At 65.3% G+C, this 24847-nt stretch carries 18 protein-coding genes; 8 read left to right on the top strand and 10 right to left on the bottom strand.

Going from position 1 to position 24847, the window contains the following annotated elements:
- Positions 1–44: 44 nt before the first annotated feature.
- The 6 genes from LCM4577_RS02415 to LCM4577_RS02390 all read left to right on the top strand — a co-directional run bounded on the left by LCM4577_RS02415 (position 45) and on the right by LCM4577_RS02390 (position 6720).
- Complete coding sequence (locus tag LCM4577_RS02415) at positions 45–953, top strand: N-acetylmuramic acid 6-phosphate etherase (RefSeq protein ID WP_071069414.1); 909 nt, start codon at positions 45–47, stop codon at positions 951–953.
- A 159-nt stretch (positions 954–1112) separates the two neighbouring features.
- Positions 1113–2387 (top strand): ABC transporter substrate-binding protein, encoded by a 1275-nt coding sequence (locus LCM4577_RS02410; protein ID WP_071069412.1) that lies wholly within the window; start codon positions 1113–1115, stop codon positions 2385–2387.
- 242 nt (positions 2388–2629) lie between these two features.
- Positions 2630–3559, top strand: coding sequence for a carbohydrate ABC transporter permease (locus tag LCM4577_RS02405; protein WP_040979955.1), 930 nt, complete (start codon positions 2630–2632; stop codon positions 3557–3559).
- 8 nt (positions 3560–3567) lie between these two features.
- Positions 3568–4407, top strand: coding sequence for a carbohydrate ABC transporter permease (locus LCM4577_RS02400; RefSeq protein ID WP_040979939.1), 840 nt, complete (start codon positions 3568–3570; stop codon positions 4405–4407).
- Positions 4408–4647: 240 nt separating this feature from the next.
- Positions 4648–5706 carry a Gfo/Idh/MocA family protein gene (locus LCM4577_RS02395; RefSeq protein ID WP_083354607.1) on the top strand — a complete coding sequence of 353 codons (1059 nt, stop codon included), beginning with the start codon at positions 4648–4650 and terminating at the stop codon, positions 5704–5706.
- A 15-nt stretch (positions 5707–5721) separates the two neighbouring features.
- Positions 5722–6720, top strand: a complete 999-nt coding sequence (locus LCM4577_RS02390) for an ABC transporter ATP-binding protein (RefSeq protein ID WP_071069409.1) — start codon at positions 5722–5724, stop codon at positions 6718–6720.
- A gap of 206 nt (positions 6721–6926) precedes the next feature.
- Here the strand turns inward: LCM4577_RS02390 and LCM4577_RS02385 are convergent, their stop codons facing one another.
- From LCM4577_RS02385 to LCM4577_RS02365, 5 genes are all read right to left on the bottom strand, one after another.
- Positions 6927–7772, bottom strand: a complete 846-nt coding sequence (locus tag LCM4577_RS02385) for a fumarylacetoacetate hydrolase family protein (protein WP_071069407.1) — start codon at positions 7770–7772, stop codon at positions 6927–6929.
- 171 nt (positions 7773–7943) lie between these two features.
- Positions 7944–8675, bottom strand: a complete 732-nt coding sequence (locus LCM4577_RS02380; protein WP_071069405.1) for an SDR family oxidoreductase — start codon at positions 8673–8675, stop codon at positions 7944–7946.
- A 374-nt stretch (positions 8676–9049) separates the two neighbouring features.
- Positions 9050–11425, bottom strand: a complete 2376-nt coding sequence (locus LCM4577_RS02375; protein ID WP_071069403.1) for an aldehyde dehydrogenase family protein — start codon at positions 11423–11425, stop codon at positions 9050–9052.
- A gap of 166 nt (positions 11426–11591) precedes the next feature.
- Positions 11592–12647, bottom strand: a complete 1056-nt coding sequence (gene deoC / locus LCM4577_RS02370; RefSeq protein ID WP_071069401.1) for a deoxyribose-phosphate aldolase — start codon at positions 12645–12647, stop codon at positions 11592–11594.
- Positions 12648–13063: 416 nt separating this feature from the next.
- Positions 13064–13891, bottom strand: a complete 828-nt coding sequence (locus LCM4577_RS02365) for a ferredoxin--NADP reductase (RefSeq protein WP_040987056.1) — start codon at positions 13889–13891, stop codon at positions 13064–13066.
- Between the two features lie 220 nt (positions 13892–14111).
- On the opposite strand from LCM4577_RS02365, the gene LCM4577_RS02360 reads away from it, so the two are divergent.
- Together LCM4577_RS02360 and LCM4577_RS02355 are read left to right on the top strand one after the other, a co-directional pair.
- A complete protein-coding gene (locus LCM4577_RS02360) occupies positions 14112–16184 on the top strand; it encodes a hydantoinase/oxoprolinase family protein (RefSeq protein WP_071036608.1) in 2073 nt (690 codons plus the stop codon).
- A gap of 1 nt (position 16185) precedes the next feature.
- Positions 16186–17874, top strand: coding sequence for a hydantoinase B/oxoprolinase family protein (locus LCM4577_RS02355; RefSeq protein ID WP_071069399.1), 1689 nt, complete (start codon positions 16186–16188; stop codon positions 17872–17874).
- Between the two features lie 250 nt (positions 17875–18124).
- Here LCM4577_RS02355 and LCM4577_RS02350 read toward each other — a convergent pair whose 3' ends face one another.
- The 5 genes from LCM4577_RS02350 to LCM4577_RS02330 all read right to left on the bottom strand — a co-directional run bounded on the left by LCM4577_RS02350 (position 18125) and on the right by LCM4577_RS02330 (position 24709).
- Complete coding sequence (locus LCM4577_RS02350; RefSeq protein WP_071069397.1) at positions 18125–18586, bottom strand: MarR family winged helix-turn-helix transcriptional regulator; 462 nt, start codon at positions 18584–18586, stop codon at positions 18125–18127.
- Between the two features lie 63 nt (positions 18587–18649).
- Positions 18650–19534 carry a UPF0280 family protein gene (locus LCM4577_RS02345; RefSeq protein WP_071069396.1) on the bottom strand — a complete coding sequence of 295 codons (885 nt, stop codon included), beginning with the start codon at positions 19532–19534 and terminating at the stop codon, positions 18650–18652.
- Positions 19534–21075 (bottom strand): hypothetical protein, encoded by a 1542-nt coding sequence (locus LCM4577_RS02340; protein WP_041003849.1) that lies wholly within the window; start codon positions 21073–21075, stop codon positions 19534–19536. The genes LCM4577_RS02345 and LCM4577_RS02340 overlap by 1 nt, the downstream gene beginning before the upstream one ends.
- Positions 21072–23855, bottom strand: a complete 2784-nt coding sequence (locus LCM4577_RS02335; protein WP_071069393.1) for a molybdopterin-dependent oxidoreductase — start codon at positions 23853–23855, stop codon at positions 21072–21074. The genes LCM4577_RS02340 and LCM4577_RS02335 overlap by 4 nt, the downstream gene beginning before the upstream one ends.
- Positions 23852–24709, bottom strand: a complete 858-nt coding sequence (locus LCM4577_RS02330; RefSeq protein WP_071069861.1) for a xanthine dehydrogenase family protein subunit M — start codon at positions 24707–24709, stop codon at positions 23852–23854. Before LCM4577_RS02330 ends, LCM4577_RS02335 begins: the two co-directional genes overlap by 4 nt.
- Between the last annotated feature and the right edge of the window lie 138 nt (positions 24710–24847).

The raw sequence follows: 24847 nt of genomic DNA, 5'->3' as shown, positions 1-24847 counted from the left end.
AGTGGTATTTTTTTGGTATTGTTCGTTCAGTTGGAGGAAAATGCATGGCCGAGACGCGCACGGAAGCGCTCCACCAGAATGCCGAGGGGCTGGATGTCCAGTCCCCGGACGCCATTTTGGYGTTCCTGGCCAATGCCCAGATCGAGGCCTCGAAGGCCGTGCACGGGGCCATCCCGGCGATCGCCGCCGCCGCCGAACTCATCGCGAAGCAGTTGAAAAGCGGCGGCAGGCTCGCCTATGCGGCGGCCGGCAGTTCCGGCCTGATGGCCATGGCCGACGCGCTGGAATTGCCCGGCACGTTCGGCATCGCCCGTGACCGCATCGCCATCCTGATCGCCGGCGGCGACGACGCCTTCCGCACGCTGGCCGGCGGACCGGAGGACGACACCGAGGAGGCGTCGGCAGCCGTCGCCGCGGCTGCCATCGGCAAGGGCGACTGCCTGATCGCCATCTCCGCCAGCGGCTCGACGCCTTACGCGGTCCAGGCGCTGCAGGACGCGCGCAGCCGCGGCGCGGCCACCATCGCCATCGCCAACAACCGGGGCGCCGCGCTGTTCAAGCAGGCCGACGTCGCCATCCTGCTCGAAACCCCGCCGGAATTGATCGCCGGCTCGACACGCATGGGCGCGGGCACCGCGCAGAAGATCGCGCTCAACATGCTGTCGACGCTGACCGCGATCCATCTCGGCCATGTCCATGACGGCTACATGGTCAATCTCACCGCCGACAACATCAAGCTGCGCGACCGCGCCGTGCGCATGGTCGCCGCCATCAGCGGCAAGAGCCGCGAGGACGCCGCCCGCCTGCTCGAGGAAAGCGGCGGTGTCGTCAAGACAGCCATTCTGCTCGCCGCGGGCGCCGCCAACGCCGACGCGGCCGAGAAGATACTGGAAGGAGCCGGCCAGAAGCTTCGGCCGGCGCTTTCCGCGCTGGGGCATGATCCCGAAAAGTGAAACCCGCTTTTCGGAAAAGATCATGCCCTGACAAGGAAGTAGGGCTTGTTTCATCCCGATTTCCATCGGGGTGAAACGGGCTTGCGAGGGGAGCAAGGGGCGCTGAGCCTCTGTTCTCATCAGAACCGAACCTGAAAAAGGTCAACAGGGAGACTGAAGATGAAGACCAAACTACTGACGGCCCTTCTGCTCGGCACAAGCATTCTCGGCACGGGCATTCTCGGCACGACCGGGATGGCTCTGGCCGAGGACGTGACGCTCAACATCGAAAGCTGGCGCGGCGACGACTTGACCATCTGGAAGGACAAGCTGATCCCGGCCTTCGAGGCCAAGAACCCCGGCATCAAGGTGGTGTTCGCGCCTTCGGCCCCGACGGAGTATGACGCAGCGCTTGGCGCCAAGCTCGCCGCCGGCTCTGCGGGCGACCTGATCACCTGCCGCCCGTTCGACAAGTCGCTCGAGCTGTTCAAGAAGGGCAATCTCGCCGACCTGACCTCGCTGCCGGGCATGGAGAACTTCTCGCCCGTCGCCAAGTCCGCCTGGCAGACCGATGACGGCAAGTCGAGCTTCTGCGTGCCGATGGCCTCGGTCATCCACGGCTTCATCTACAACAAGGACGCGTTCGACAAGCTCGGCCTCAAGGTGCCGACGACCCGCGACGAGTTCTTCGCCGTGCTCGACAAGATCAAGGCCGACGGCACCTACATTCCGATGGCGATGGGCACCAAGGACCTCTGGGAAGCCGCGACCATGGGCTACCAGAATATCGGCCCGAACTACTGGAAGGGCGAGGAAGGCCGCGCCGCCCTGATCAAGGGCGAGCAGAAGCTGACCGACAAGGACTGGGTCGCGCCCTATGAGGAACTGGCCAAGTGGAAGCCCTATCTCGGCGACGGCTTCGAGGCGCAGACCTATCCGGACAGCCAGAACCTGTTCACGCTCGGCCGCGCCGCCATCTACCCGGCCGGCTCGTGGGAAATCGGCCTGTTCAACACCCAGGCCCAGTTCAAGATGGGCGCCTTCCCGCCGCCGGTCGAGAAAGCCGGCGACACCTGCTACATCTCCGACCATACCGACATCGGCATGGGCCTGAACGCGGCGTCGAAGCATTCGGAAGAGGCCAAGAAGTTCCTCTCCTGGGTCGCCTCGCCGGATTTCGCCGCCATCTACGCCAACGCGCTGCCGGGCTTCTTCAGCCTGAACTCCTCGCCGGTGAAGATGGAAGACCCGCTGGCGCAGGAATTCGTCTCCTGGCGCGGCAAGTGCAAGTCGACGATCCGCTCGACCTACCAGATCCTGTCGCGCGGCACGCCGAACCTCGAGAACGAGACCTGGGTTGAATCGGCCAACGTGATCAACGGCACCGACACGCCGGAGGCCGCGGCCAAGAAGCTGCAGGACGGCCTCGACAGCTGGTACAAGCCGGCGAAGTAAGCAGATCGATCGCGATGCCGGCCGGGCCCAGGCCCGGCCGGCGTTCGAACAAGCTCCAGATAGCGATTGTCGGCGCAGCCTCCCGGTCTTACCCTCGATCCCACGGGGAAGACGGAGCCGATCTGTCGCTGGTCTTGTCTTTCCCCGAGGGGACAGCCAGGCCGTGCATCGAGGCATCAGCTAGCATCACCTGAACTGGAACCCAGAGACCGCGGGGAACCGAACTCATGGACACCGAAACCATGGCTGCAGAAACGCGAGCGAAAAGACCGATCCGCTGGCATGTCGGCGTCTTCCTGGCACCGGCGGTGCTGGTCTACACCGCATTCATGATCCTGCCGCTGTTCGGCACGCTACAGCTTTCCCTGTTCCGCAACATCGAGCAATCCCAGGTCTTTGTCGGGTTTGGCAATTTCCGCACGCTGTTCGGCGATCCGAACTGGTCGGTGAATTTCTGGAATGCGCTGAGGAACAATGTCTGGTTCTTCATCATCCATATGCTGGTGCAGAACCCGATCGGCATCCTGCTCGCGGCGCTGCTTTCCAGCCCCAGGCTGCGTTTCACCGCCTTCTATCGCACGGCGATCTTCGTGCCGACGATCCTGTCCTTTGTCATCGTCGGCTTCGCCTGGAAGCTGATCCTGTCGCCGATCTGGGGCGTGGCGCCGCATCTGATGGATTTCGTCGGGCTGAAGAGCTTCTTCACGCCGTGGCTCGGCAAGGAGCAGTATGCGCTCACCGCGCTCAGCCTGGTCTCGGTGTGGCAATTCGTCGGCATCCCGATGATGCTGATCTACGCGGCGCTGCTGTCGATCCCGGACGAGGTGATCGAGGCAGCCGAATGCGACGGCGTCACCGGCATGGCGCAGTTCTGGAAGATCAAGCTGCCGCTGATCCTGCCTTCCATCGGCATCATCTCGATCCTGACCTTCGTCGGCAATTTCAACGCCTTCGACCTGATCTACACCGCGCAAGGGGCGCTCGCCGGGCCGAACTATTCGACCGACATCCTCGGCACCTTCCTCTACCGCGCCTTCTTCGGCTTCCAGCTGCAGGTCGGCGATCCCAATATGGGCGCCGCGATCGCCACGATCATGTTCCTGATCATCCTCGCCGGCGTCTGCGTCTACCTGTTCCTCGTGCAGACGCGCCTGCGTCGCTACCAGTTCTGAGGCGCGCCATGAGCACAGCTACCCGTTCGCTTCCCCGCACCATCGGCGCGCATGCGATCCTTATCACCTACACGGTGATCGCGCTGTTCCCGGTGATCCTGGTGGTGATGAACTCGTTCAAGTCGCGCGCGGGCATTTTTGGCGCGCCGCTGACGCCGCCGACGCCGAAGACCTTCGACCTGATCGGCTACACGACGGTGTTCGGCCAGGGCGATTTCTTCCACTATTTCCAGAACAGCCTCGTCGTCACCGTGCTGTCGCTGTTCTTCGTGCTTTTGTTCGGGGCGATGGCGGCGTTCGCGCTGTCGGAATACCGCTTCCGCGGCAACACGCTGATGGGGCTCTACCTGGCGCTTGGCATCATGATCCCGATCCGCCTCGGCACCGTCGCCATCCTGCAATTGATGGTGGCGACAGGGCTGGTCAACACACTGGCGGCGCTGATCCTGGTCTACACCGCGCAGGGCTTGCCGCTGGCCATCTTCATCCTGTCGGAATTCATGAAGCAGGTGTCCGACGACCTGAAGAATGCCGGCCGCATCGACGGGCTTTCCGAATACACGATCTTCTTCCGGCTGGTGCTGCCACTGGTGCGGCCGGCCATGGCGACGGTCGCGGTCTTCACCATGATTCCGATCTGGAACGACCTGTGGTTCCCGCTGATCCTGGCCCCTTCGGAAGAGACCAAGACCGTGACGCTCGGCGCCCAGCTCTTCCTCGGCCAGTTCGTCACCAACTGGAACGCGATCCTGGCAGCGCTGTCGCTGGCGATCCTGCCGGTGCTTATCCTCTATGTCATCTTCTCGCGGCAGCTGATCCGCGGCATCACGTCGGGAGCGGTGAAGTGAGCGGGGGGTTGCTAATCGCATTCGGTCGGCGCTTCACCCCGCCCGGCGCTTCGCGCCGACCTCCCCATCGAGGGGAGGTAGGAGGTCGCCGCTTTATTCTCGACCGCCTGGGTCCTCGGTTCAGGGCCGCTTCTTTGGCGGTGGGGATTTTCGCGCCAACGCCTTACCTCCCCTTGATGGGGAGGTCGGCGCGTAGCGCCGGGTGGGGTGACACCGTTTCGAGAGAAAGTGGAGCAGTCCGTGAGCGATAAACCCCTTCGCGTCGTCGTCGCCGGGCTCGGCAATATGGGCCGCAGCCATGCGCTGGCCTATCACACCAATCCCGGCTTCGAGATCGCCGCGCTGGTCAACCGGTCCGACGTGACGCTGCCGGAAGGGCTTTCCGGCTACGGCATCCGGCGCTCCTTCGAGGACGCGCTGCGCGACGAGAAGCCGGACGTGGCGGCGATCGCCACCTATTCCGACAGCCATGCCGACTACGCGGTGCGAGCGTTCGAGGCGGGCTGCCATGTCTTCGTCGAGAAGCCGCTGGCGACGACGGTTGCCGACGCGCAACGCGTGGTCGACGCCGCCAAGGCCAACGGCAGGAAGCTGGTGATCGGCTATATATTACGCCACCATCCGTCCTGGATCCGCCTCATCGCCGAGGCGCGCAAGCTCGGCGGCCCGTATGTCTTTCGCATGAATCTCAACCAGCAGTCCTCCGGCCATACCTGGGGGACGCACAAGCAGCTGATGCAGACGACCTCGCCGATCGTCGATTGCGGCGTGCATTATCTCGACGTGATGCTGCAAATCACCGACGCAAGACCCGTCGAGGTGCGCGGCATGGGCGTGCGCCTCACCGACGAGATCGCACCCTCGATGTACAATTACGGCCACCTGCAGGTGCTGTTCGAGGACGGCTCGGTCGGCTGGTACGAGGCCGGCTGGGGGCCGATGATCTCGGAGACGGCCTTCTTCGTGAAGGACGTGATGTCGCCCAGGGGCTGCGTCTCGATCGTGATGAAGGAGGGCGTCAAGTCCGACGACATCGACACCCACACCAAGACCTCGACCATCCGGCTGCACAGCGCGGCAACCGGGCCGGACGGCAAGTTCACAAAAGAAGACCAGCTGCTGTCGATGGAGGGCGAGCCGGGCCACCAGGAGCTCTGCGACCTGGAGCAGGCTTTCCTGCTCAAGGCTATCMGCGACGGTATCGACCTCACCCGCCACATGGACGATGCCGTGAAATCGCTCGCCGTCTGCCTTGYCGCCGACGAGAGCGTGCGCAGCGGCAACGCCGTCAAACTCTAGAACAGGAACGAAGCCGTGGGCTCGCTGAAGATCGAGAATGTGAAGAAGGCTTTCGGGCCGGTCGAGGTGCTGAAGGGCATCGACCTCGAAGTGACGGATGGCGAATTCGTCGTCTTCGTCGGCCCCTCCGGCTGCGGGAAATCGACGCTGCTGCGCGTCATCGCCGGCCTGGAGGATTCGACCTCCGGCCGCGTGCTGATCGACGGCGCGGATGTTTCCGTCACGCCGCCGGCGAAGCGCGGCATCGCCATGGTGTTCCAGACCTACGCGCTCTACCCGCACCTGACGGTGAAGAACAACATGGCGCTGGGCCTGAAGCAGGCCGGCACGCCGGCGGCCGAGATCGAGCGGCGCATCAAGATCGCTTCCGCCATGCTGTCGCTCGAGCCCTATCTGGAACGCCGGCCGGCGGAGCTGTCGGGCGGCCAGCGCCAGCGCGTCRCCATCGGCCGCGCCGTGGTGCGCGAGCCAAAACTGTTTCTCTTCGACGAGCCGCTGTCGAACCTCGACGCCGCGCTGCGCGTCAACACCCGCCTGGAGATCGCGCAATTGCACCGGCGGCTGAAGGCGACGATGATCTACGTCACGCACGACCAGGTCGAGGCGATGACGCTGGCCGACAAGATCGTGGTGCTAAATGCCGGCCGCATCGAGCAGATCGGCAGCCCGATGGAGCTCTACAATGCGCCGGCAAACGAATTCGTCGCCGGCTTCATCGGCTCGCCGAAGATGAATTTCATCGACGGCGCCAGGCTCGGCGAAACCGCCAAGACCATCGGCGTGAGGCCGGAACACCTCACCGTCGACGCGAAGTCCGGCGCCTGGAAAGGCACGGTGGTGCATGCCGAGCATCTCGGCGCCGACACCAATCTCTATCTCGACTGCGAGAAGGCGGGGCTGATCACCGTGCGCATCTTCGGCGTCTACAATGCCGAGCCGAGTGCGACGCTCTACGCGACGCCGGATGCGGCGAAGACGTACCGGTTCGGCGCGGATGGAAGAGTGTTGAAATAGAACGCCTTTTTCCTTCTCCCCTTGTGGGAGAAGGTGGATCGGCGCGTCAGCGCCGAGACGGATGAGGGGTGTTCCAGCGGAGTACTGCCTCGAAGATTGATGGATTCCAGGCGCTTAATCCTGCTGCACCGAGATCCTTCCAGCACCCCTCATCCGGCCGCTTCGCGGCCACCTTCCCCCACAAGGGGGGAAGGGGAGGTCTGTGCTTACTCGTCCGCCTTGAACGTCTGCTTCTGCTGACCCAGCCCTTCGATGCCGAGCTCCACCACGTCGCCGGCCTTCAGGAACACCGGCGGCTTCATGCCGAGCCCGACGCCGGGCGGGGTGCCGGTGGAGATGATGTCGCCGGGATGCAGCGACATGAACTGGCTGAGATAGGAGACCAGATACTTCACGCCATAGACCATGGTCTTGGTCGAGCCGTTCTGCATGGTCTTGCCGTTGACGGTCAGCCACATCTTTAGGTTCTGCGGGTCGGCGACCTCGTCCTTGGTGACCAGCCACGGGCCGGTCGGGCCGAACGTGTCGCAGGACTTGCCCTTGGTCCACTGGCCCTGACGCTCGGCCTGGAAGGCGCGCTCCGACACGTCATGCGCGACGGCGTAGCCTGCGACATAATCCAGCGCGTCGTCCTGCGAGACATACTTCGCCGTCTTGCCGATGATGACGGCGAGCTCGACTTCCCAGTCGGTCTTTTCCGAACCGCGCGGGATCAGCACGTCGTCATCGGGCCCGACGATCGCCGAGCTTGCCTTCATGAAAATGATCGGCTCCGGCGGCACGGTGGCGCCGGTCTCGGCGGCGTGATCGGAATAGTTCAGGCCGATGCAGATGAACTTACCGGTGCCGGCGACGCAGGCGCCCAGACGCGGCTTGCCGGAGACCACCGGCAGCGACCTCGGATCGAGCTTCGAAAGCATCTCCAGCGAGGCCGGATGAAGCGCCGTGCCGGCGATGTCGGCGACATGAGCGGAAAGATCGCGAATGTTCCCATCCGCATCAAGCAGGCCGGGCTTCTCGCTGCCAGCTTCGCCATAGCGCAACAACTTCATCTCAACTTTCTCCACCTTACGGCCAGGGGCCGGTTTTGCAAATTCCCATCAAAGCCCGCGGACCCTAGTCGCCGACCACACCGGCGACAAGCGAGTCTTGCTGCCATGCAGGCCAAATCGTCGAGATTTTCAGACGTTTCGATCCGATAGCCCCGATGTCCGAGCCTTTCGTCAGATCGACCAGCCGCCGTCAATATTGTAGGCCTGCCCTGACGTGTAAGTCGCGCCGGCAAGGTAGACGGCGAGATCGGCGATCTCCTCCGGCGTGCCAAGCCGGCCCATCGGCTGGCGGGCTATGAAGGCCGCACGGGCAGCCTCATAGTCGCCCTGGGCATGCATGCGGTCCTGCAGCGACGGGCTTTCGACCGTGCCGGGGCAGATGGCGTTGCAGCGAATGCCCTTGGCGACATAATCGGCGGCGACCGCTTTGGTCAGGCCGACCACGRCCGCCTTGGTCAGGCCGTAGACGAAGCGGTTCGGCACGCCCTTCTGCGAGCTTGCCAGCGAGGCCATGTTGATGATCGAGCCGTCGCCGCGTTCCAGCATGCCCGGCAGCACGGCACGGATGGTGCGGATCATCGAACGGACGTTGAGGTTGACCGCGAAGTCGAGATCCTCGTCCTTCATCTCGAGGATCGAGCCGCCATGGACGAAGCCGGCGCAGTTGAACAGCACATCGACCCGGCCGATCTCGGCGAAGGCGGAAGCGACAGCCGCGTCGTTCAGGACGTCGAGCTTACGGGTCTTGATGCCGGCCGTCTTGCCCAGCTCCGCCAGCAGCGACTCATTGATATCGGTGGCATGAACCGTGGCGCCCGCCTTGGCGAAAGCCAGCGCGCTCGCCCGGCCGATGCCTTGCGCCGCCGCGGTGACGACGACCACCTTGCCTGCCAAATCCGCCATGTTTTTCTCCTCGCCTGCCCGGAGCGTCTCACTGTTTCACGGAAACGGCGAACCGCTCTATCTCCTTGTCCGACGCAATTCCCGGCGGAAAACCGCTCACACTTTTCCTGGAATTGCTCTCGCGCATCCGCCTCTATCGAGGGCTGACCCCAGCGTCGTGTGCCAGACAGACGGCATCGTGCGGTCAGATTCCCGGTTCACAGATGAAGATGTTTTTTCTCGTTAAAGAACACGCCGACGAGCGTCAAGCCCGAACGCGATCATCTTCGCGGCTGCTTTAATGCATATCGCCAGCCCGGATGCAACAGCTTGTATGACAACAGGACAATAGGTCACGCTGCCTGGCTCAACCGGACGCGACACGCCTCGAGGCATCAGTCGCCGTAAGGCACCCAGACGTTCTTGACCTCGATGGCACGGCGCAGGAAGGCCTCGCCGGCCGCCTCGTTCGAGGCCCAGTCGAGCGTGCGGCCATTGCCGGTCCAGACGCGTTTGAGATTGCCAGTGGAGTCGGCCTCCGCCTTCGCGCAGGTGTCGGCATCGGCGAACACCCAGAGCCCATCGACATCGTCATGCTTGGCCAGCACGCCGCAAAGCTCGGCGCTGCGACCGGTGACGATGTTGATGGCGCCGGCCGGAATGTCGGAATACTCGATCACCTGGTAGAGGTCGGTGGCAAGAAGCGGATGCCGCTCGGACGGAACGGCGACCACGGTGTTGCCCATGGCGAGCGCCGGCGCCAGCAGCGAGATCAAGCCGAGCAGCGGCTGGTTGTCCGGCGCGACGATGCCGACGACACCGACAGGCTCATGCAGCGCAAGCGTCACGACACGGGCCGGCGGCTGATGGACGCGGCCCTCGAACTTGTCGGCGAGGCCGGCATAGAGGAACAGCCGCTCGATCGACTGCTCGACCTCCTCGCGCGCGGCCTTGGCGGTGACGCCGGTGAGCTGGACGAGGCGCGCGGCGAACTCATCGGCGCGGCCCGAAAGGTTCTCGGCGAAATAATAGAGCACCTGGCTGCGGTTATAGGCGGTCGCATCCGGCCAGGCCTTGCAGGCGCGGGCAGCGGCGACGGCGTCGCGGATGTCCTTGCGGTTGCCGAGGCCGACTTCGCCGGCCAGCTTGCCCTTGGCGGTGGCGACGGCCAGAGAATAGTTGCCGTCCGGCCGCGCCTGCTTGCCGCCGATGAACAGCTTTGCCGTGCGGTCGACGGCCGTGCCGTCGGCCTGCTCGACCGGCTGCGCCGAGCCGGCCGCGGCCGGTTTGATAGCGGGGCCGACGGGGAGCTTGGCGGCGAGATATTCGAACATGCCTTCGCGACCGCCTTCACGGCCAAAGCCGCTCTCGCGATAACCGCCGAAGCCGCAGGCGGCGTCGAACATGTTGGTGCCGTTGACCCAGACGACGCCGGCTTTCAGCTGCGGCGCGACATGCAGCGCAAGGTTGACGTTCTCGCTCCACACGGAAGCGGCTAGGCCGTAGCGCGTGTTGTTGGCGAGCTCGATCGCTTCCTCGGTGTTGCGGAAGCTCATCGTCGCCAGCACCGGGCCAAAGACTTCTTCCTGCGCCAAGATATTAGCCGGCGAAACAGCGGTCGCGAGCGTCGGCAAGTGGTAGTAACCTGTCGCCGGCAAGGCGGCGTCCGGCTGCCAGCAGACGGCGCCCTGCTTCGCGCCCTCGGCGATCAGGCCCTTGACACGATCGAGCTGGGTGCGGTCGACCAACGGGCCGATATCGGTGTTCTTGTCGAGCGGGCTGCCGACGCGCAGCCGGCTCATCCTGACCTTGACCTTGGCGATGAAGGCTTCCGCGATGCCTTCCTGCACCAGGAGCCGCGAGCCGGCGCAGCAGACCTGGCCCTGGTTGAACCAGATGCCGTCGACCAACCCTTCGACGGCGCTGTCGAGATCAGCGTCCTCGAAGACGATGAAGGCCGACTTGCCGCCGAGCTCCAGCGACAGTTTTTTGCCCGACCCGGCGGTGGCCTTGCGGATGATCTTGCCGACTTCCGACGAGCCGGTGAAGGCGATCTTCTGGACGCCGGGATGATTGACGATCGCAGCACCCGCCTCCGGTCCGCCCTGGACGATGTTGACGACACCCTTCGGCACGCCGGCACGCTCGCAGATCTCGGCGAACAGGATGGCGGTAAGCGGCGTGAACTCGGCCGGCTTCAGCACCACCGTGCAGCCGGCGGCAAGCGCCGGCGCGATCTTCCAGGCCAGCATCAGCAGCGGGAAATTCCACGGGATGACCTGGCCGACGACACCGACCGGCTTGTGGTCGGGGAAATCCCTGTCGAGCGTCTGCGCCCAGCCGGCGTGGTGGATGAAGTGGCGGATCGCCAGCGGCACATCGATGTCGCGGCTCTCGCGGATCGGCTTGCCGTTGTCGATCGATTCCAGCACCGCGAACAGGCGCTGATGGCGCTGCATGGCGCGGCCGATGGCGTAGAGCACTTTGGCTCTGGCATAGCCCGAGCTGGCGCTCCATTTCGGCAGCGCCTTAGCGGCGGCCGCGACCGCAGTATCGATATCGGCAGCGCCTGCATCCGAGACCTTGGCCAGCAGCTTGCCGGAGGACGGTTCGGAGGTGTCGAAGGTCTTGCCGCTGGCCGCCGCTTTCCAGGCGCCGTCGATGAACAGGGCCTTGGAGAAATCGCGCGAGGCCAGCCAGGCGTCGGCCTCGTTGCGGGCTTCCGGGGCCGGACCGTATTCCATGGCGTGATAGCGTTCGAGGATGTTCATGGGGCGCCTCCTTTACCCTCCCCCTTGTGGGGAGGGTCGATCGGCGAAGCCGATCGGGGTGGGGGAAAGTGGCTGATGGACTTGTTCATAGGGACAGGCTGTTTTGTTCTTTCGACCCCCACCCCGCCGCTGCGCGGCGACCCCCCCACAAGGGGGGGGTGGGTGCTCAAGCCATCGCGTGGCGATGGTTGGCCGAATAGTGGCCGGTCAAATGATGCTCGAGCTGGCGTTCGATGTCGGTGAGCAGGCTCGACGCGCCGAAGCGGAACAGGTCCGGCTCCAGCCAGGGCCGGCCGAGCTCCTCCTTCATCAGCACCAGCCAGTCGAGCGCGACCTTGGCTGTCGAAATGCCGCCGGCCGGCTTGAAGCCGATCAGATGGCCGGTCTCCTCGAAATAGGCGCGGATGGCGCGGACCATGGCAAGGCCGACGGGAAGCGTGGCGTTGACGCTTTCCTTGCCGGTCGAGGTTTTTATGAAATCGGCGCCGGCCATCATCGCCACCATCGAGGCCAGCATGACATTGCGCAGCGTGGAAAGGTCGCCGGTGCCGAGGATGACCTTGAGATGCGCATCGCCGCAGGCCGCGCGCATGGCGACGATCTCGTTGAACAGCTCGCGCCATTTTGCGCCGTAGACCAGGCCGCGCGGAATGACGACATCGATCTCGTCGGCGCCGTCCTTGACCGAGGCCTCGATCTCCTGCAGGCGGGTCGACAGCGGCGTCAAGCCATGCGGGAATGCGGTGGAGACCGCCGCGACGTGGATGCCGGTGCCGCGCAGGGCATCGACCGCGGTGGCGACGAAGGGATGGTAGACGCAGACCGCCGCCGGACGGATGGTTTCGCCCGATATGCCGAGACCCTCGACGATATCGCGGCGCAGCGGATTGATCGCCTTGGCGCAGAGCCGGCGCACGCGCTCGTCGGTGTCGTTGGAATTCAGTGTGGTGAGGTCCATGCAGGCGATGGCGCGCAGGAGCCAGGCGGCCTGGTTGTCGGCCTTGATCGAGCGCCGCTTGGTGAGCGTGGCGACGCGACGCTCCAGCGCCGAGCGGTTGACGCTGCGCACCGATTCCAGAAAGCCGAGATCGAGCTTCATGCCGGAATTGCGGGCAATGCCGTGTTCCAGCGGCAGCGGCGTGTTGGCGGCGGCGCGCGCCGGCAGCGGCATCACCTTGGACGCGCCTGCGCCTGCACCAGCCTCGCGGATCGTGCTGCTCATCTCCTGCCCTTTCGTTTGCCTTCATGCGTGTCGTTGGGCGACGAGCATGAAGATAGCCCGTGAAGCGACGCTTCACGAGTCTTTCAAAGCGTCATAACGGAAAAAGCCAGCTCAGGCAGCAGATTTTTGACCGCATGGTCAAAACATCATGCTGAGTAGACTCTCCCAGCGTTGGAGATTGGCCGAAACGCCCATCGCTTCGTCATACTCGGGCTTGACCCGAGTATCCATGCCGTGACCTCTGCGGCAGAATGCAACGGTGCAGAATTCTATAACCGCTGCAACGCTTTAACGTAACGGCATGGATTCTAGGGTCTGCGCGCGTCGCTCCGCTCCTTGCTCCGCCCTAGAATGACGAAGCTCGAATGTCGTCGCTAATCTTGACGCCTGCAACAGACCAGCGGGCTGCGATACCTTCAGCCGACGAAGGCGCGCTCGACCACGAAGCTTGCCGGATGGCTCAAAGAACCTTCCTGGAAGCCGAGGCTTTCGGCAAGCTCCTTGACGTCCTTCAGCATATGCATCGAGCCGCAGATCATAATGCGGTCGGTCTCGGGATTGAGCTTGTCGATGCCGAGGTCGGAATAGAATTTTCCGGAGCCGATCAGCGCGGTGATGCGGCCCATGCGCGCCGACTCTTCCCGCGTTGTCGAATTGTAGAGCGTGACACGGCCGCCGGTCAGCTCGCCGATCAGCGGGTCGCTCTCGAGCCCCGCCACCAGTTCCTGGCCGTACGTAAGCTCGGCATTGTCGCGGCAGGTGTGGGTGAGGATGACCTCGTCGAACTTCTCGTAGGTGTCGGGGTCACGCAGCAGGCTGGCGAAGGGCGCGATGCCGGTGCCGGTCGAGATCATGATCACGCGCTTGGCGGGCGTCAGCGCGTCGAGCACCAGCGTGCCGGTCGCCTTCTGCCGCATGATGACGGTGTCGCCGACTTGGATCTTCTGCAGCTCGGAGGTCAGCGGGCCGTCCGGCACCTTGATCGAAAAGAATTCGAGCTCATCATCCCAGGCGGGGCTGGCGACCGAATAGGCGCGGAAGATCGGCTTCTCGGCATTGGGCAGACCGATCATGACGAACTCGCCGGAGCGGAAGCGAAGCGACTGCGGGCGGGTGATGCGGAAGGAGAACAGCCGGTCGGTGTAATGCTTCACCGACACCACGGTCTCGGCATAGACATTGGCTGGGATCGGGAACTGCAGCGGCCTTGCACCGGCGGTGTTCAACGCGGATGTCGTGTTCATCAAACCCAACTTTCCGGCCCAGACAAACGCACTGGGCGCCAAACTTTCTCCTGCGCGTCCGAACGGTCAGGTTCCGACGTGCCCGCTGCATATTGCCAAGCGGTAAGCTCTTGTGTCCGAAACTTATTAGTATACAAATGATCTCGAGGTCAAGATGGCGACGTAAAATGCCTTTCCAAACCAAGGCATATCCGTAGTCCTGCTGTTTCGGGTTTCGGCAATGAATGAGAAATTTTCGGCGTCCGCGGGAAGCGTCGTAGCAGGCATCGATGTCGGCGGCACCTTCACCGACCTGCTCTTGATCGACGGCAAGGCGGGCGGGAAAGTCCATATCGCCAAAACGCCGACCACGGTGGAAAACCAGGCCTTCGGCGTCGTCGCGGCGCTCGGCGCCACCGGCTTCCCGATCGACGGCATCGACCTCATCGTGCACGGCACGACGACCACGACCAACGCCGTGCTGGAACGCCGGCTGGCGCGGACCGGCATGATCACCACGCGCGGCTTTCGCGACGTGATCGAGCTTGGCCGGCGCACAAGGCCGCAAGCCTACGGCATGACGGGCACTTTCGTCCCCGTCATTCCCCGCGACCTTCGGCTCGAAGTGTCGGAGCGGGTCGAGGCGTCGGGCACTGTCCGCATTCAACTCGACGAGGACGAGATGCGCGACGCGGTGAAGCGGCTGCTCGCCGCCGGCTGCGAGTCGCTTGTCATCCATTTCCTGCATTCCTACGCCAACCCGTCGCACGAGCGGCGCGCGGCCGAGATCGCGGCGGAGCTTTGGCCGAATAGCCACATCACCACCGGACACGCGTTGCTTTCGGAAGCGCGCGAGTTCGAGCGCGGCGTGACGGCGGCGGTCAACGCATCGGTCCAGCCGATCCTCGAGCGCTATGTCGAACGGCTGCGCAAGGAGTTGGCGGCAAAGGGCTACGCCCGCGACTTCCTGATCATGAACGGCAATGGCGGCATGATCTCGGCCCGCTTCGTCACGCTGGAATCGGCCAAGACGGTGATGTCCGGCCCGGCGTCGGGCGTGATCGCCGCCGCCTATACGGGAAAGCGCGCCGGCTTCGGCAACCTCGTGACCTACGACATGGGCGGCACCTCGACCGACGTGGCGCTGATCCGCAATGCCGAACCCGCCGTCTCGAACGAGATCGAGATCGAATATGCGATGCCGATCCATGTGCCGATGGTGGCGGTGCACACGGTCGGCGCCGGCGGCGGCTCCATCGCGCGCGTCGATGCGGCCGGGCTGATCCAGATCGGCCCCGAGAGCGCCGGCGCCAATCCCGGCCCGATCTGCTACGGGCGCGGCGGCACCGAGCCGACCATCACCGACGCCAATCTGGTGCTCGGCCGCCTTGCGCCGAAGAAGCTGCTCTCGGTTGACAATCCCGTCACCGTCGAGCGTGTCACCTCGATCTTCGAGGACAAGATCGGCAAGCGCACCGGCCTCTCCGGGGTCGAGGCCGCGGGCGCCGTGCTTCGGCTCGGCAACATGAAGATGGCGGGCGCCATCCGCATGGTGTCGGTGTCGCGCGGCCACGACCCGCGCGATTTCGCGCTGTTCGCCTTTGGCGGCGCCGGACCGCTGCATGCGACGGCGCTCGCCCGTGAGCTCGGCCTGCCGAGGGTGCTGGTGCCGGCGCGCCCGGGCATCACAAACGCGCTCGGTTGCGTCGTCGCGGACCTTCGCCATGACTTCGTCAACACGATCAACCAGCCCGTGGCGAGCCTCGACGAAGCTGCGCTTCGCGATGTATTGGAACGGCACCGAAACGAAGGCGAGACGCTGATCGCCAAGGAAGCGGTGAAGCCGGACGCGATCCGCGTGACGCACTCGGCCGACATGCAGTTCGTCGGCCAGACACACATCATCAACGTGCCGCTGCCTTCCTCGTCGGTTTCACGAGAAACACTTCAGCTTCTGTTCGAAAAGGCCTATTTCGCCCGCTTCAAGGTCGAGCTGCCGGAAATCCGCGCCAACCTCGTCAACCTAAACACCTCGGTCACCGGCGTGCGGCCGCAGATCGATCTGTCGCGGCTGATCGACCCGGCAGGGCGCGCGGCGACGCTCGAAGAGGCGCGGCGCGAGATCCGGCCGGTCTGGTATAGCGGCGCCTGGCACGACACGCCGGTCTATGCCCGCGAAAAGCTGCCGCTCGACGCAACAATCGAAGGCCCCGCGATCCTGGAGCAGATGGACGCCACCACGGTGCTCGAACCCGGAGACCGCGCCCGCTCGGACGCGGACGGCAACATCATCATCGACATCGGCGAGGCCTAAGATGGCAAACCTCGACACGATCACGCTTTCGGTGCTGCAGGCGGCCCTGCAGCAGGTCTGCGACGAGATGGATTTGACGTTTTCCCGCGCGGCCTTCTCGCCGGTCATCGCCGAAGCCAACGACCGCTCGGACGGCATCTATTCGGCCGTCGACGGCTCGCTGATCGCGCAAGGCAGCCAGGGCCTGCCGGTGTTTGTCGGCGTCATGCAGTATTCGACCAGGACGGTGATCGAGATGATCGCCGACGGCCGATGCCTGCCGCCGGAGCCCGGCGACATCTACATCGTCAATGATCCCTATCTCGGCGGCACGCATCTGATGGATGTGCGCTTCGTCATGCCGGTCTATCGGGGCGGAAAAATCTTTTGCTGGCTTTCCAACACCGGCCATTGGCCGGACATCGGCGGCTCGGTGCCGGGAGGCTTCTCTGCTTCGGCCACCGCTGTCGAGCAGGAAGGCCTGCGGCTGCCGCCGGTGAAACTGTTCAAGAAGGGCGTGCTCGATCCGGAGATCTACGCCATCATCTGCTCGAACATCCGGGTCGCCGACCAGCGCATCGGCGATATCCGCGCGCAGGCCGCCGCGCTGCTGATCGGCCAGGACAGGCTCAATGAAATCCTGGATCGTTACGGCGACGAAACCGTCGTCGAGGCGATCRCTGAGCTGCGCCGCCGCGCCGCCGAGCAGATGCGCGCCTCGATCGCCGCCATACCCGACGGCGTCTACCGCTCGCAGGCCTTCGTCGATTCCGACGGGGTGGTGAACGAGCCGCTGACCATCAATCTCGCCGTCGAGAAGAAGGGCGACACGCTGACTTTCGATTTCGCCGGCTCGTCGAAGCCATGCGCCGGGCCGATGAACAGCGTGCTGGCGACGACCTTGTCGTCGGTCTATCTCGCCATGCGCCATATCTTTCCGGAAGTACCGATCAGCGCCGGCGCTTTCGAACCGCTGCACGTCAAGCGGCCGGAAGGCACGTTCCTCGACGCAAAATATCCCCGGCCCGTGTCGGGCTGCGCGGCGGAGGTTTCGCAACGCATCGCCGAGGCGGTGTTCGCGGCGATGGTGCAGGCGCTGCCGGAAAAGGTGACGGCCGCGCCCGCCGGCTCCAGCGGCAATTTCGCGCTCGGCGGCAACGATCCGGCGCGCGGCCGCGACTATGTGATGTACCAGATCTCCGGCGGCGGCTATGGCGGCAATGCCGGTCATGACGGTCTGAGCAATGGCTGCTCGACCATCGGCATCTCGAAGTCGCCGCCGGTCGAGATCATGGAGCAGGCTTTTCCGGTGCTCTACCGGCATTACGCCCTGCGCGAGGGGTCCGGCGGCGCGGGAAAACATCGCGGTGGCTTCGGGCTTGCCTATGAGGTCGAGATATTGCGGGGTGAAGCCCGCGCGTCCTTCGTCATGGATCACGGCCGTTTCGGTCCGCAGGGTGCGTTGGGCGGCCGGGACGGCGCGCCGAACAGCGTGACCGTGTTCCGCGGTGGCGAAGCCCATGTGCCGCCGCATCTTTCCAAGGAGCAGGACATCGCGCTCAAGGCCGGCGACCGCGTGCGGGTCGGCACCCCAGGCGGAGGCGGCTATGGCGATCCGCGCGAGCGCGATCCGAAGCAGGTCGCCGAGGACATCAGGCTCGGCTACTATACGGCCGAGCAGGCCAGGGAGATGTTCGGGGTGGACATGTAGGCGGATAGGCCGCGACCCAAGCCAAAGCCCCAGGTCGAGTTCCCGCCAACCCCCCTCTGCCCTGCCGGGCATCTCCCCCGCAAGGGGGGAGATCGGATGTCGCCGCCGCTTTCGCCAATCGCCAACGATGGAAGAGATGCGCCGGCGCTGGAACTGCCAATCTCCCCCCTTGCGGGGGAGATGGCCGGCAGGCCAGAGGGGGGTGCTGTCCCGCCAGCGTCTAACGATATCACCCTGTCGAAAGCGGCTTCTACGCCAGCTTCGCCAGCAGTCGCAAAAACGTCGCGGCCTCCTTGGCCGTCAGCGGCGCCAGCGTCTCCTCGGTGATGGCGCGCGCCAGCGGGATCAGCCACTCGATCGCCTGGCGGCCCTCCGGCGTCAGGTTGACCAGCAGCCGCCTTTTGTCGACCTCATGCTTGGAGACCTCGACCAGCCCGCGCGCCTTCAGCCGGTCGATGACGCCCTTCACGGTGGCGGCGTCCATGGCGATCAGCGTTCCCAACTGGTTCTGCGAGGTCTCGCCGATATCGTAGAGCTTGGCCAGAGCGGCGAATTGCGGCGGCGTCAGGTCGCCGATATGCGAGGCGAAGATCGAGACATGGCGCTGATGCGCCCTGCGCAGGATGAAGCCGACCTGGTCCTGCAGGTGATAGTTGCTCTCGTCGCCGTCTTCGGCCTCGACCAGCCGCAGCAAATTGTCCTCGCCGCTCATCTGAGGCCATCCCATGCCTTGATGTCTTGGGCCGTCAGGACCGCGATCTTGCGGATCGAAAACTCAGGCATCGGCAAATTCCTCCTGTGCATCCTTGTTGGGCGCGGCGAGCGTCACCGAGCCACTGATGCGGGCCTCGCCCGCCAAAAACAGCGCCGAGGCGGCGATCAGGCCGCGCCGGCGAAAATCTTCGGCGACGGCAAGGCCGTTGTCCAGCGCCCGCGCCACCTCGCCGGGCGTGAGCGCGCCGACGCCCTGCGTCACCAGCCGCTCGCCGAGATCGCTGTCAGGCGCGAGGTCGCGCGCAGCGGCGCGGGCGATGGCAGCATGTCCAGGCAGGTCGACAGCGTTGGCAATCAGCGTCGCCGCGGCGTCGGCCTCCGCGCCGGTTCGCGCAAGCACGGTGACGGCGTCGGCAATGCCCAGCGAAAACGACCGGCCGCGCCAGCCGCTGGTGGCGACGCCGCGCACGCCATCTTCAGAACGGATGGCGACGCGATCGGCCATGTCATTGCCGGTGCCGGCGATCGCTACCGTCATCGACTGGCCGACGCCAAGATGGAGAGCGCAGTCGCCGCCATTGTTGACGTAGGCGCGGTCGAGCCGGCGGCCGGCGAGCATGGCGCCAAGAATTTCGTCGGCTACCGAACCGGCAACGGCGGCCATCGGTGTGATGAAGCATTCCGCCAACGGCATGACGGCGGCTTCCATGCGGCGGGCCGTCGGGCCGGCGAAGTCGCGCGGCGCCAGGAAGAAGGCCGGCAAGCGCAACTCGGGCAGCTCCTCGACCACCTCGATCAGGATCGTCTGAAAGCGGGCGACAGCCTGTTCGTAAGCGGCGCGGCACTCCTCCGGCCCGCCGAAGGCCTCGACAATCAGATCGATCGGCCCATGATTGAGATGAAGCCGCCGGCCGTCGGCTAGCCAATGCGCCTGCGGGCCGTTCATCAGCCGGCACCGTTCGCCGCCGCGCGCCGCAGTTGCGCCAGCGGCGGCCAGGGATTGCCGGCGGGCGCGCCGGTGTTGCTGCGCGGATTGAGATATTCGCCGCCCTTGGCGAGGATGTCCTCGACGCTGCGTATCTCGTTCTCATAGCCGCCGAGCCGGACATAGTCGTCGCGGCGCATGGTGAATTCGATCGGTGCCACCAAGGCGGGCGTCGGCACATAGCCGAAGGCGCCTTCCGGCACGCGGGTGACGTCGACCATCAGCGTGATGCCGCCGCCCGGCCAGACATAGACCGGCGCGCCGCCGACGGTCACATAGGTCCTCAGGCCTTGTACCGAGCGGGTGAGGTTGACCGGGTTTTCGGTGACGCCGGCGCGCAGCGAGCCGCCGGCGCCGCCGACGAAGAGAACCGTGCACAAAGCCGGCTCGCAATTGTCCTCGATCAGGCCGACGGATTTTTGCAGCCGATCCGGGAACGGCTTTTCGACCGGCTTCAACTGGTCGTCCAGCTCGTAATAGGCGAACTGCTCGCCGGTGGTCGACACCATCAGCAGCGACAGGCCGGGGCGCGCGCCCTTCTTGGCGTTCCAGTCGCCGAGGATCGACAGCGGGTCGGAAATCGTCGTGCCGCCCCAGCCGAGGCCGGGCTCCGACACCTTGAAGTAGCGGCCGGGCGTCGAACGCCGGCCGACGATCTTTATCCCGGTATCCTCCCAGCCCAGCACCTTGCCGGCCTGATGCTCGGAGACGACGCCGGTGATGTGGTCATCGACAACCACCACCTCGTCGACCAGCCCGCGCCACTGCGTGGCGAACATGCCGATGGTTGCCGAGCCACAGCCGACGCGCATACGGTGCTCGACCTTGCCGTCGATGACCGGCGCCTTGCCTGCCTCGACGATGACCGTCGCGCCGCCATCGATGGTGAGCTCGACCGGCTTCCTGTTGCAGAGATTGAGCAGCGCGTCGCAGGTGGCACGGCCTTCCTGCTTCGAGCCGCCGGTGAGGTGATGGACGCCGCCGAGCGACAGCATCTGCGAGCCATATTCGCCGGTCGTGACATGGCCGATCGCCTCGCCTTCAGAACGCACCGTCGCCGTCTCGTCGCCGATGTGGCGGTCGGTGTCGATCTTCACCTTGACGCCGCAGTACGAAAAAATGCCTTCGGTGACGACGGTGACGAGATCGACACCCTCGACTTCCTGGCTGACGATGAAGGGCGCGGGCTTGTAATCCGGATAGGTGGTGCCGGCGCCGATTGCCGTGACGAAACGCCTTCCGGTGTTGACCAGCTCGCCGTTCCAGGCTTCGCCCTCGGCGACGAAAGGCACGACCGCGCCGCCGGTCTCGGCCGCGTGGTCGAGAATGGTCAGCGGGTCCATGCGCACGATGCGGCCGCCGACATTGCCGTAGCGGTCGCAGGCGCCGGTGCGGCCGTCGGCGATGTAGCACATGACCGGACAGGCATCGCAGCGGATCTTTTCCGCCACCTGCTTCTCGCCGGGATCGTGGGTTTCGAAACGTTCGGCAAGCTCGCTCATCGGCGCGCCTCCTTCTCGCGGATCGCCGCCAGGATGCGGCTCGGCGTCGCCGGCACCTTGGTGACCAGGACGCCCGTGGCATGGCGGATGGCGTTGAGGATCGCAGGCGCTGTCGGGATCAGCACATGCTCGCCCAGGCCCTTGGCGCCGAAAGGTCCTTCCGGATCCGGAACCTCGACCAATATGTGCTCGACCGGCGGCACGTCGCCGATGGTCGGGATGAGATAGTCGTGCAAATTCTCAGTGCGGCCGGGGATATATTCCTCCATCAGCGCCATGCCGATGCCTTGCGCGATGCCGCCCTCGATCTGGCCCTCGACCAGAACCGGGTTGATCGCCTTGCCGACGTCATGCGCGGCGGTGATCTTGATCAGCTTGACGGTGCCTAGCTTGAGGTCGACCTCGAGCTCGGCGATCTGCGCCCCATAGCCGTAGACCGCGTAGGGCTTGCCCTGGCCCTTGGCGTCGAGCGGCAGCGTCGGCGGGTCGTAGGTTTCCTCGGCGACGAACACCAAGCCGCCGTCATCGGCCTTGAGCGCAGCCAGATCGATGCGCCGCGCCGCGTCGCCTTCACGGATCGACAGGYTCGATCCTTCGAGCGCGATCGTCGCCTGCTCCGAGACATTGGCGAAACGCAGGATCTTCTCGCGCAACGCGCGGCCTGCCTTCTCCGCCGCCTTGCCTGTCACAAAAGTCTGACGCGAGGCGGATGTCTTGCCGGCGTCGGGCGTGATGGCGGTGTCGGCGCTCTTCAGCTTGAACCTGTCCAGCGGCAGGCCGAGTGCGTCGGCGCAGATCTGGGTAATGACCGTGTTGGAGCCCTGGCCGATATCGACCGCGCCCTGATGCAGGATGACCTCGCCGGAGGCCGAGATGCCGACCTTGATGGTGGAAGGATTGGGGAGCGAAGTGTTGCCGCAGCCATACCAGCAGGAGGCGACGCCCACGCCGCGCTTGCTCGCGGCATGGGTCGCGTTGAACGCCTCGGCGTCCGCCAGCGCGCGCGCCCAATGCGGCTGAAGCTGCTCCAGGCATTCGCCGATGCCGACGCCCGATTCCAGGCGCTGGCCGGTCACCGTCTCACAGCCGTCGCGCAGGCAGTTCTTCAGCCGGAAATCGAGCCGATCGATGCCGAGCTTGCCGGCGAGCTCGTCATAGAGCGTTTCCTGCATGATGGTGGACTGCGGCACGCCGAAGCCGCGGAAGGCGCCTGCGATCGGGCCATTGGTGTGGATGGCGTAGCCGGTCGCCCGGCAGTTCGGCGTGAGATAAGGACCGGAGGCATGCACCGGCACGCGGTTCGCGACCGTCGGCCCCCAGCTGGCATAGGCGCCGGTGTTGAAATCGCCCTCGAAGACCATGCCGGTGATGCGGCCTTCGGCATCGGCGCCGATGGTCGCCTTCATCTCGGCGGGATGGCGCTTGGTGGTCGACATCATCGATTCGTTGCGGGTGTAGGCAAGTGCCGCCGGYCGTCCGGTCTTCATCGCCACGAGGCCAATAAGCGGCTGCAGCGAGACATCGAGCTTCGAGCCGAAGCCGCCGCCGGTGGCGGTCGGCACGATGCGCACCTTGTCGACGGCAAGGCCCAGCACCTTTGCCGTCTCGTCACGGTCCATATAAGGCGCCTGGGTGCAGGCGACGACGACCAGCGTGTCGCCATCCATATAAGCGTAGCCGGCTTCCGGCTCGATATAGGCGTGCTCGACGAACGAGGTCTCGATGGCGCCGGAGACTGTGGCGGCCGCGCCTGCAAGCGCTGCTTCCGGGTCACCGCGCTCAACCAGGCCGGAGGTGAGCAGGTTCGCCGGACGGTGGCCGTGGATCAGCGCGGCGCCTTCGGCCTTCGCCTCGCCGGTCTGCAGCATATGCGGCAGCTCGGTCCAGGTGATCGGAAAATCCGTCAGGTCGAGATCGAGGATCGCTTCGCGCTCGCCCGCCACCAGCGCCACCGCCTCGCCGCGCAGACGGACGAAGCCTTCCGCGAGGGCCGGCTGATCGGCAAACGGTCCGATCGCGCCAAAGCAGTTGTGGCCCGGAATGTCCCTGGCGGTGAAGACGCCGGTTATGCCAGCGTGAGCTTTCGTCCACGCATCGAGATCGCCGAAGCTGAAGCCGGCATGATAATGCGGCGAGCGGACGACAAGTATGGCCAGCGCGTCGGCCGGGAAGGAATCGCCACCGAATTTCTCGTCGCCGGTGACTTTCGGCACGCCGTCGAGGCGGATCGGCGAGGCGCCGACCGCGTTGCCGGCTTCCGGCAGGCGAAGGTCGACGCCGTTCGTATGCCGCGAGGCCTGCATCACCGCCGCGACGATTTTCCTGTAGCCGGTGCAGCGGCAGAGCACGCCGCCCAGCGCGTCCTGCGTCTCGGCCTCGCTCGGCGTGGGATTGCGTTCCAGGAGCGCGGTGGCCGCGACCAGCAGGCCGGGCGTGCAGATGCCGCATTGCGCGGCGCCATGTTCGAGGAAGGACGCCTGCAAGGCCGAAAGCCGGCCATTGGCGAGGCCTTCGACGGTCGTGACGGAAGCGCCAGACACCGAGGCCGCCGGCATCAGGCAGGCGCAGACCGGATTGCCATCGACCAGCACCGTGCAGGCGCCGCAATCACCGGCATCGCAGCCGACCTTGGTGCCGGTCAGCCGCAACTCGTCACGCAGAACCTGGGACAGGCGCCGCACCGGCGGCACCGACACGCTGACGGCAGCGCCATTGACCTCAAAGGCGATGTCGGCGCGCTGCATGCCCGATTGGGCCATGCCGGATTGGGCCATGCTCATGCCGCCACCTTGCCTTGCTTGAGGCCGACCGCATCGCGCACGGCGCGGACGACGATCTCGCGCGCCGCGTCCTGCCGGTACTCGGCGCTGCCGCGTACGTCGGCGATCGGCGACAATTCATCGAACGGCGCCGACAGCACGGCATCGGCGAGCGCGGACGTGACCGGCTGGCCGCGCAAGGCCGCCTCGACGCCGGCGAGACGGCGGGCGACCGCCGAGCAGGAGCCGACGGCGATCGCGGCATCGCCGACGACGCCGTTCTCGACCACGAGGCGCGCCGCCGCCATGGCGATCGAGATGACGAGATAGCGCCGTGCGCCGAGCTTGACGAAAGCCGAGGCGCCGGCTGCGGAACGCTTCGGCACGCGAATGGCGGTGACCATCTCGCCCGGCTGCAGCGCCGTGCGGCGATTGCCAAGTATGAACGCGCCAAGCGGCAGATGGCGGATGGCTTTCAGCGAGCGCAATTCGATATCGGCGTCGATCGTCAGCAGCGCCGGCACGCCGTCGGCCGCGGGCGAGGCGTTGCAGAGATTGCCGGCAACGGAGGCGACATTCTGGATCTGCACCGAGCCAACTTCGCGCGCGGCCGATTTCAACGCCTCGAACGCGGCCGGGAGCGGCTGGCGCACGATGTCGGTCCAGGTCGTGCGGGCGCCGATCCGCCAATGCTCGTCGGTCTCGGCGATGCCGCGCAGTTCAGCGAGACCATTGATGTCGAGGATGTTGTCGCGGAAAGGTTTCGCGCCCTGCGCCGGATAGAAATCCGTGCCGCCGGCCAGAATGCGCCAGCGGTCCTCGCCGAGCAGAGCGAGCGCTTCGTCGACCGTGGTGGGTTTCGCGTAACGGATCACGCTTTGCCTTCCAGAACCTTCCCAGAAACGGACCATTCCCACTTGGCCCTCCCAAAGCACCTGGCTTCGAGCTTTCCGCCGGTTTCACACCGGTCAAATTCATTCGTATGCAAATGATATCAGGCCGGTCGGAATTGT

The sequence above is a fragment of the Mesorhizobium sp. LCM 4577 genome (assembly GCF_001854795.2).
In the GTDB taxonomy this organism is placed as follows: Bacteria; Pseudomonadota; Alphaproteobacteria; order Rhizobiales; family Rhizobiaceae; genus Mesorhizobium; species Mesorhizobium plurifarium.
This window is presented reverse-complemented; position numbering and strand designations above follow the sequence as displayed.

What these genes read in the sequence shown, in the direction of transcription:
- LCM4577_RS02410 (WP_071069412.1), top strand. Translation starts at nt 1,113, where the DNA reads ATGAAGACCAAACTACTGACGGCCCTTCTGCTCGGCACAAGCATTCTC.
- LCM4577_RS02405 (WP_040979955.1), top strand. Translation starts at nt 2,630, where the DNA reads ATGGCTGCAGAAACGCGAGCGAAAAGACCGATCCGCTGGCATGTCGGC.
- LCM4577_RS02400 (WP_040979939.1), top strand. Translation starts at nt 3,568, where the DNA reads ATGAGCACAGCTACCCGTTCGCTTCCCCGCACCATCGGCGCGCATGCG.
- LCM4577_RS02385 (WP_071069407.1), bottom strand. Translation starts at nt 7,772, where the DNA reads ATGAAGTTGTTGCGCTATGGCGAAGCTGGCAGCGAGAAGCCCGGCCTG.
- LCM4577_RS02375 (WP_071069403.1), bottom strand. Translation starts at nt 11,425, where the DNA reads ATGAACATCCTCGAACGCTATCACGCCATGGAATACGGTCCGGCCCCG.
- deoC (WP_071069401.1), bottom strand. Translation starts at nt 12,647, where the DNA reads ATGAGCAGCACGATCCGCGAGGCTGGTGCAGGCGCAGGCGCGTCCAAG.
- LCM4577_RS02365 (WP_040987056.1), bottom strand. Translation starts at nt 13,891, where the DNA reads ATGAACACGACATCCGCGTTGAACACCGCCGGTGCAAGGCCGCTGCAG.
- LCM4577_RS02360 (WP_071036608.1), top strand. Translation starts at nt 14,112, where the DNA reads ATGAATGAGAAATTTTCGGCGTCCGCGGGAAGCGTCGTAGCAGGCATC.
- LCM4577_RS02350 (WP_071069397.1), bottom strand. Translation starts at nt 18,586, where the DNA reads ATGAGCGGCGAGGACAATTTGCTGCGGCTGGTCGAGGCCGAAGACGGC.
- LCM4577_RS02345 (WP_071069396.1), bottom strand. Translation starts at nt 19,534, where the DNA reads ATGAACGGCCCGCAGGCGCATTGGCTAGCCGACGGCCGGCGGCTTCAT.
- LCM4577_RS02340 (WP_041003849.1), bottom strand. Translation starts at nt 21,075, where the DNA reads ATGAGCGAGCTTGCCGAACGTTTCGAAACCCACGATCCCGGCGAGAAG.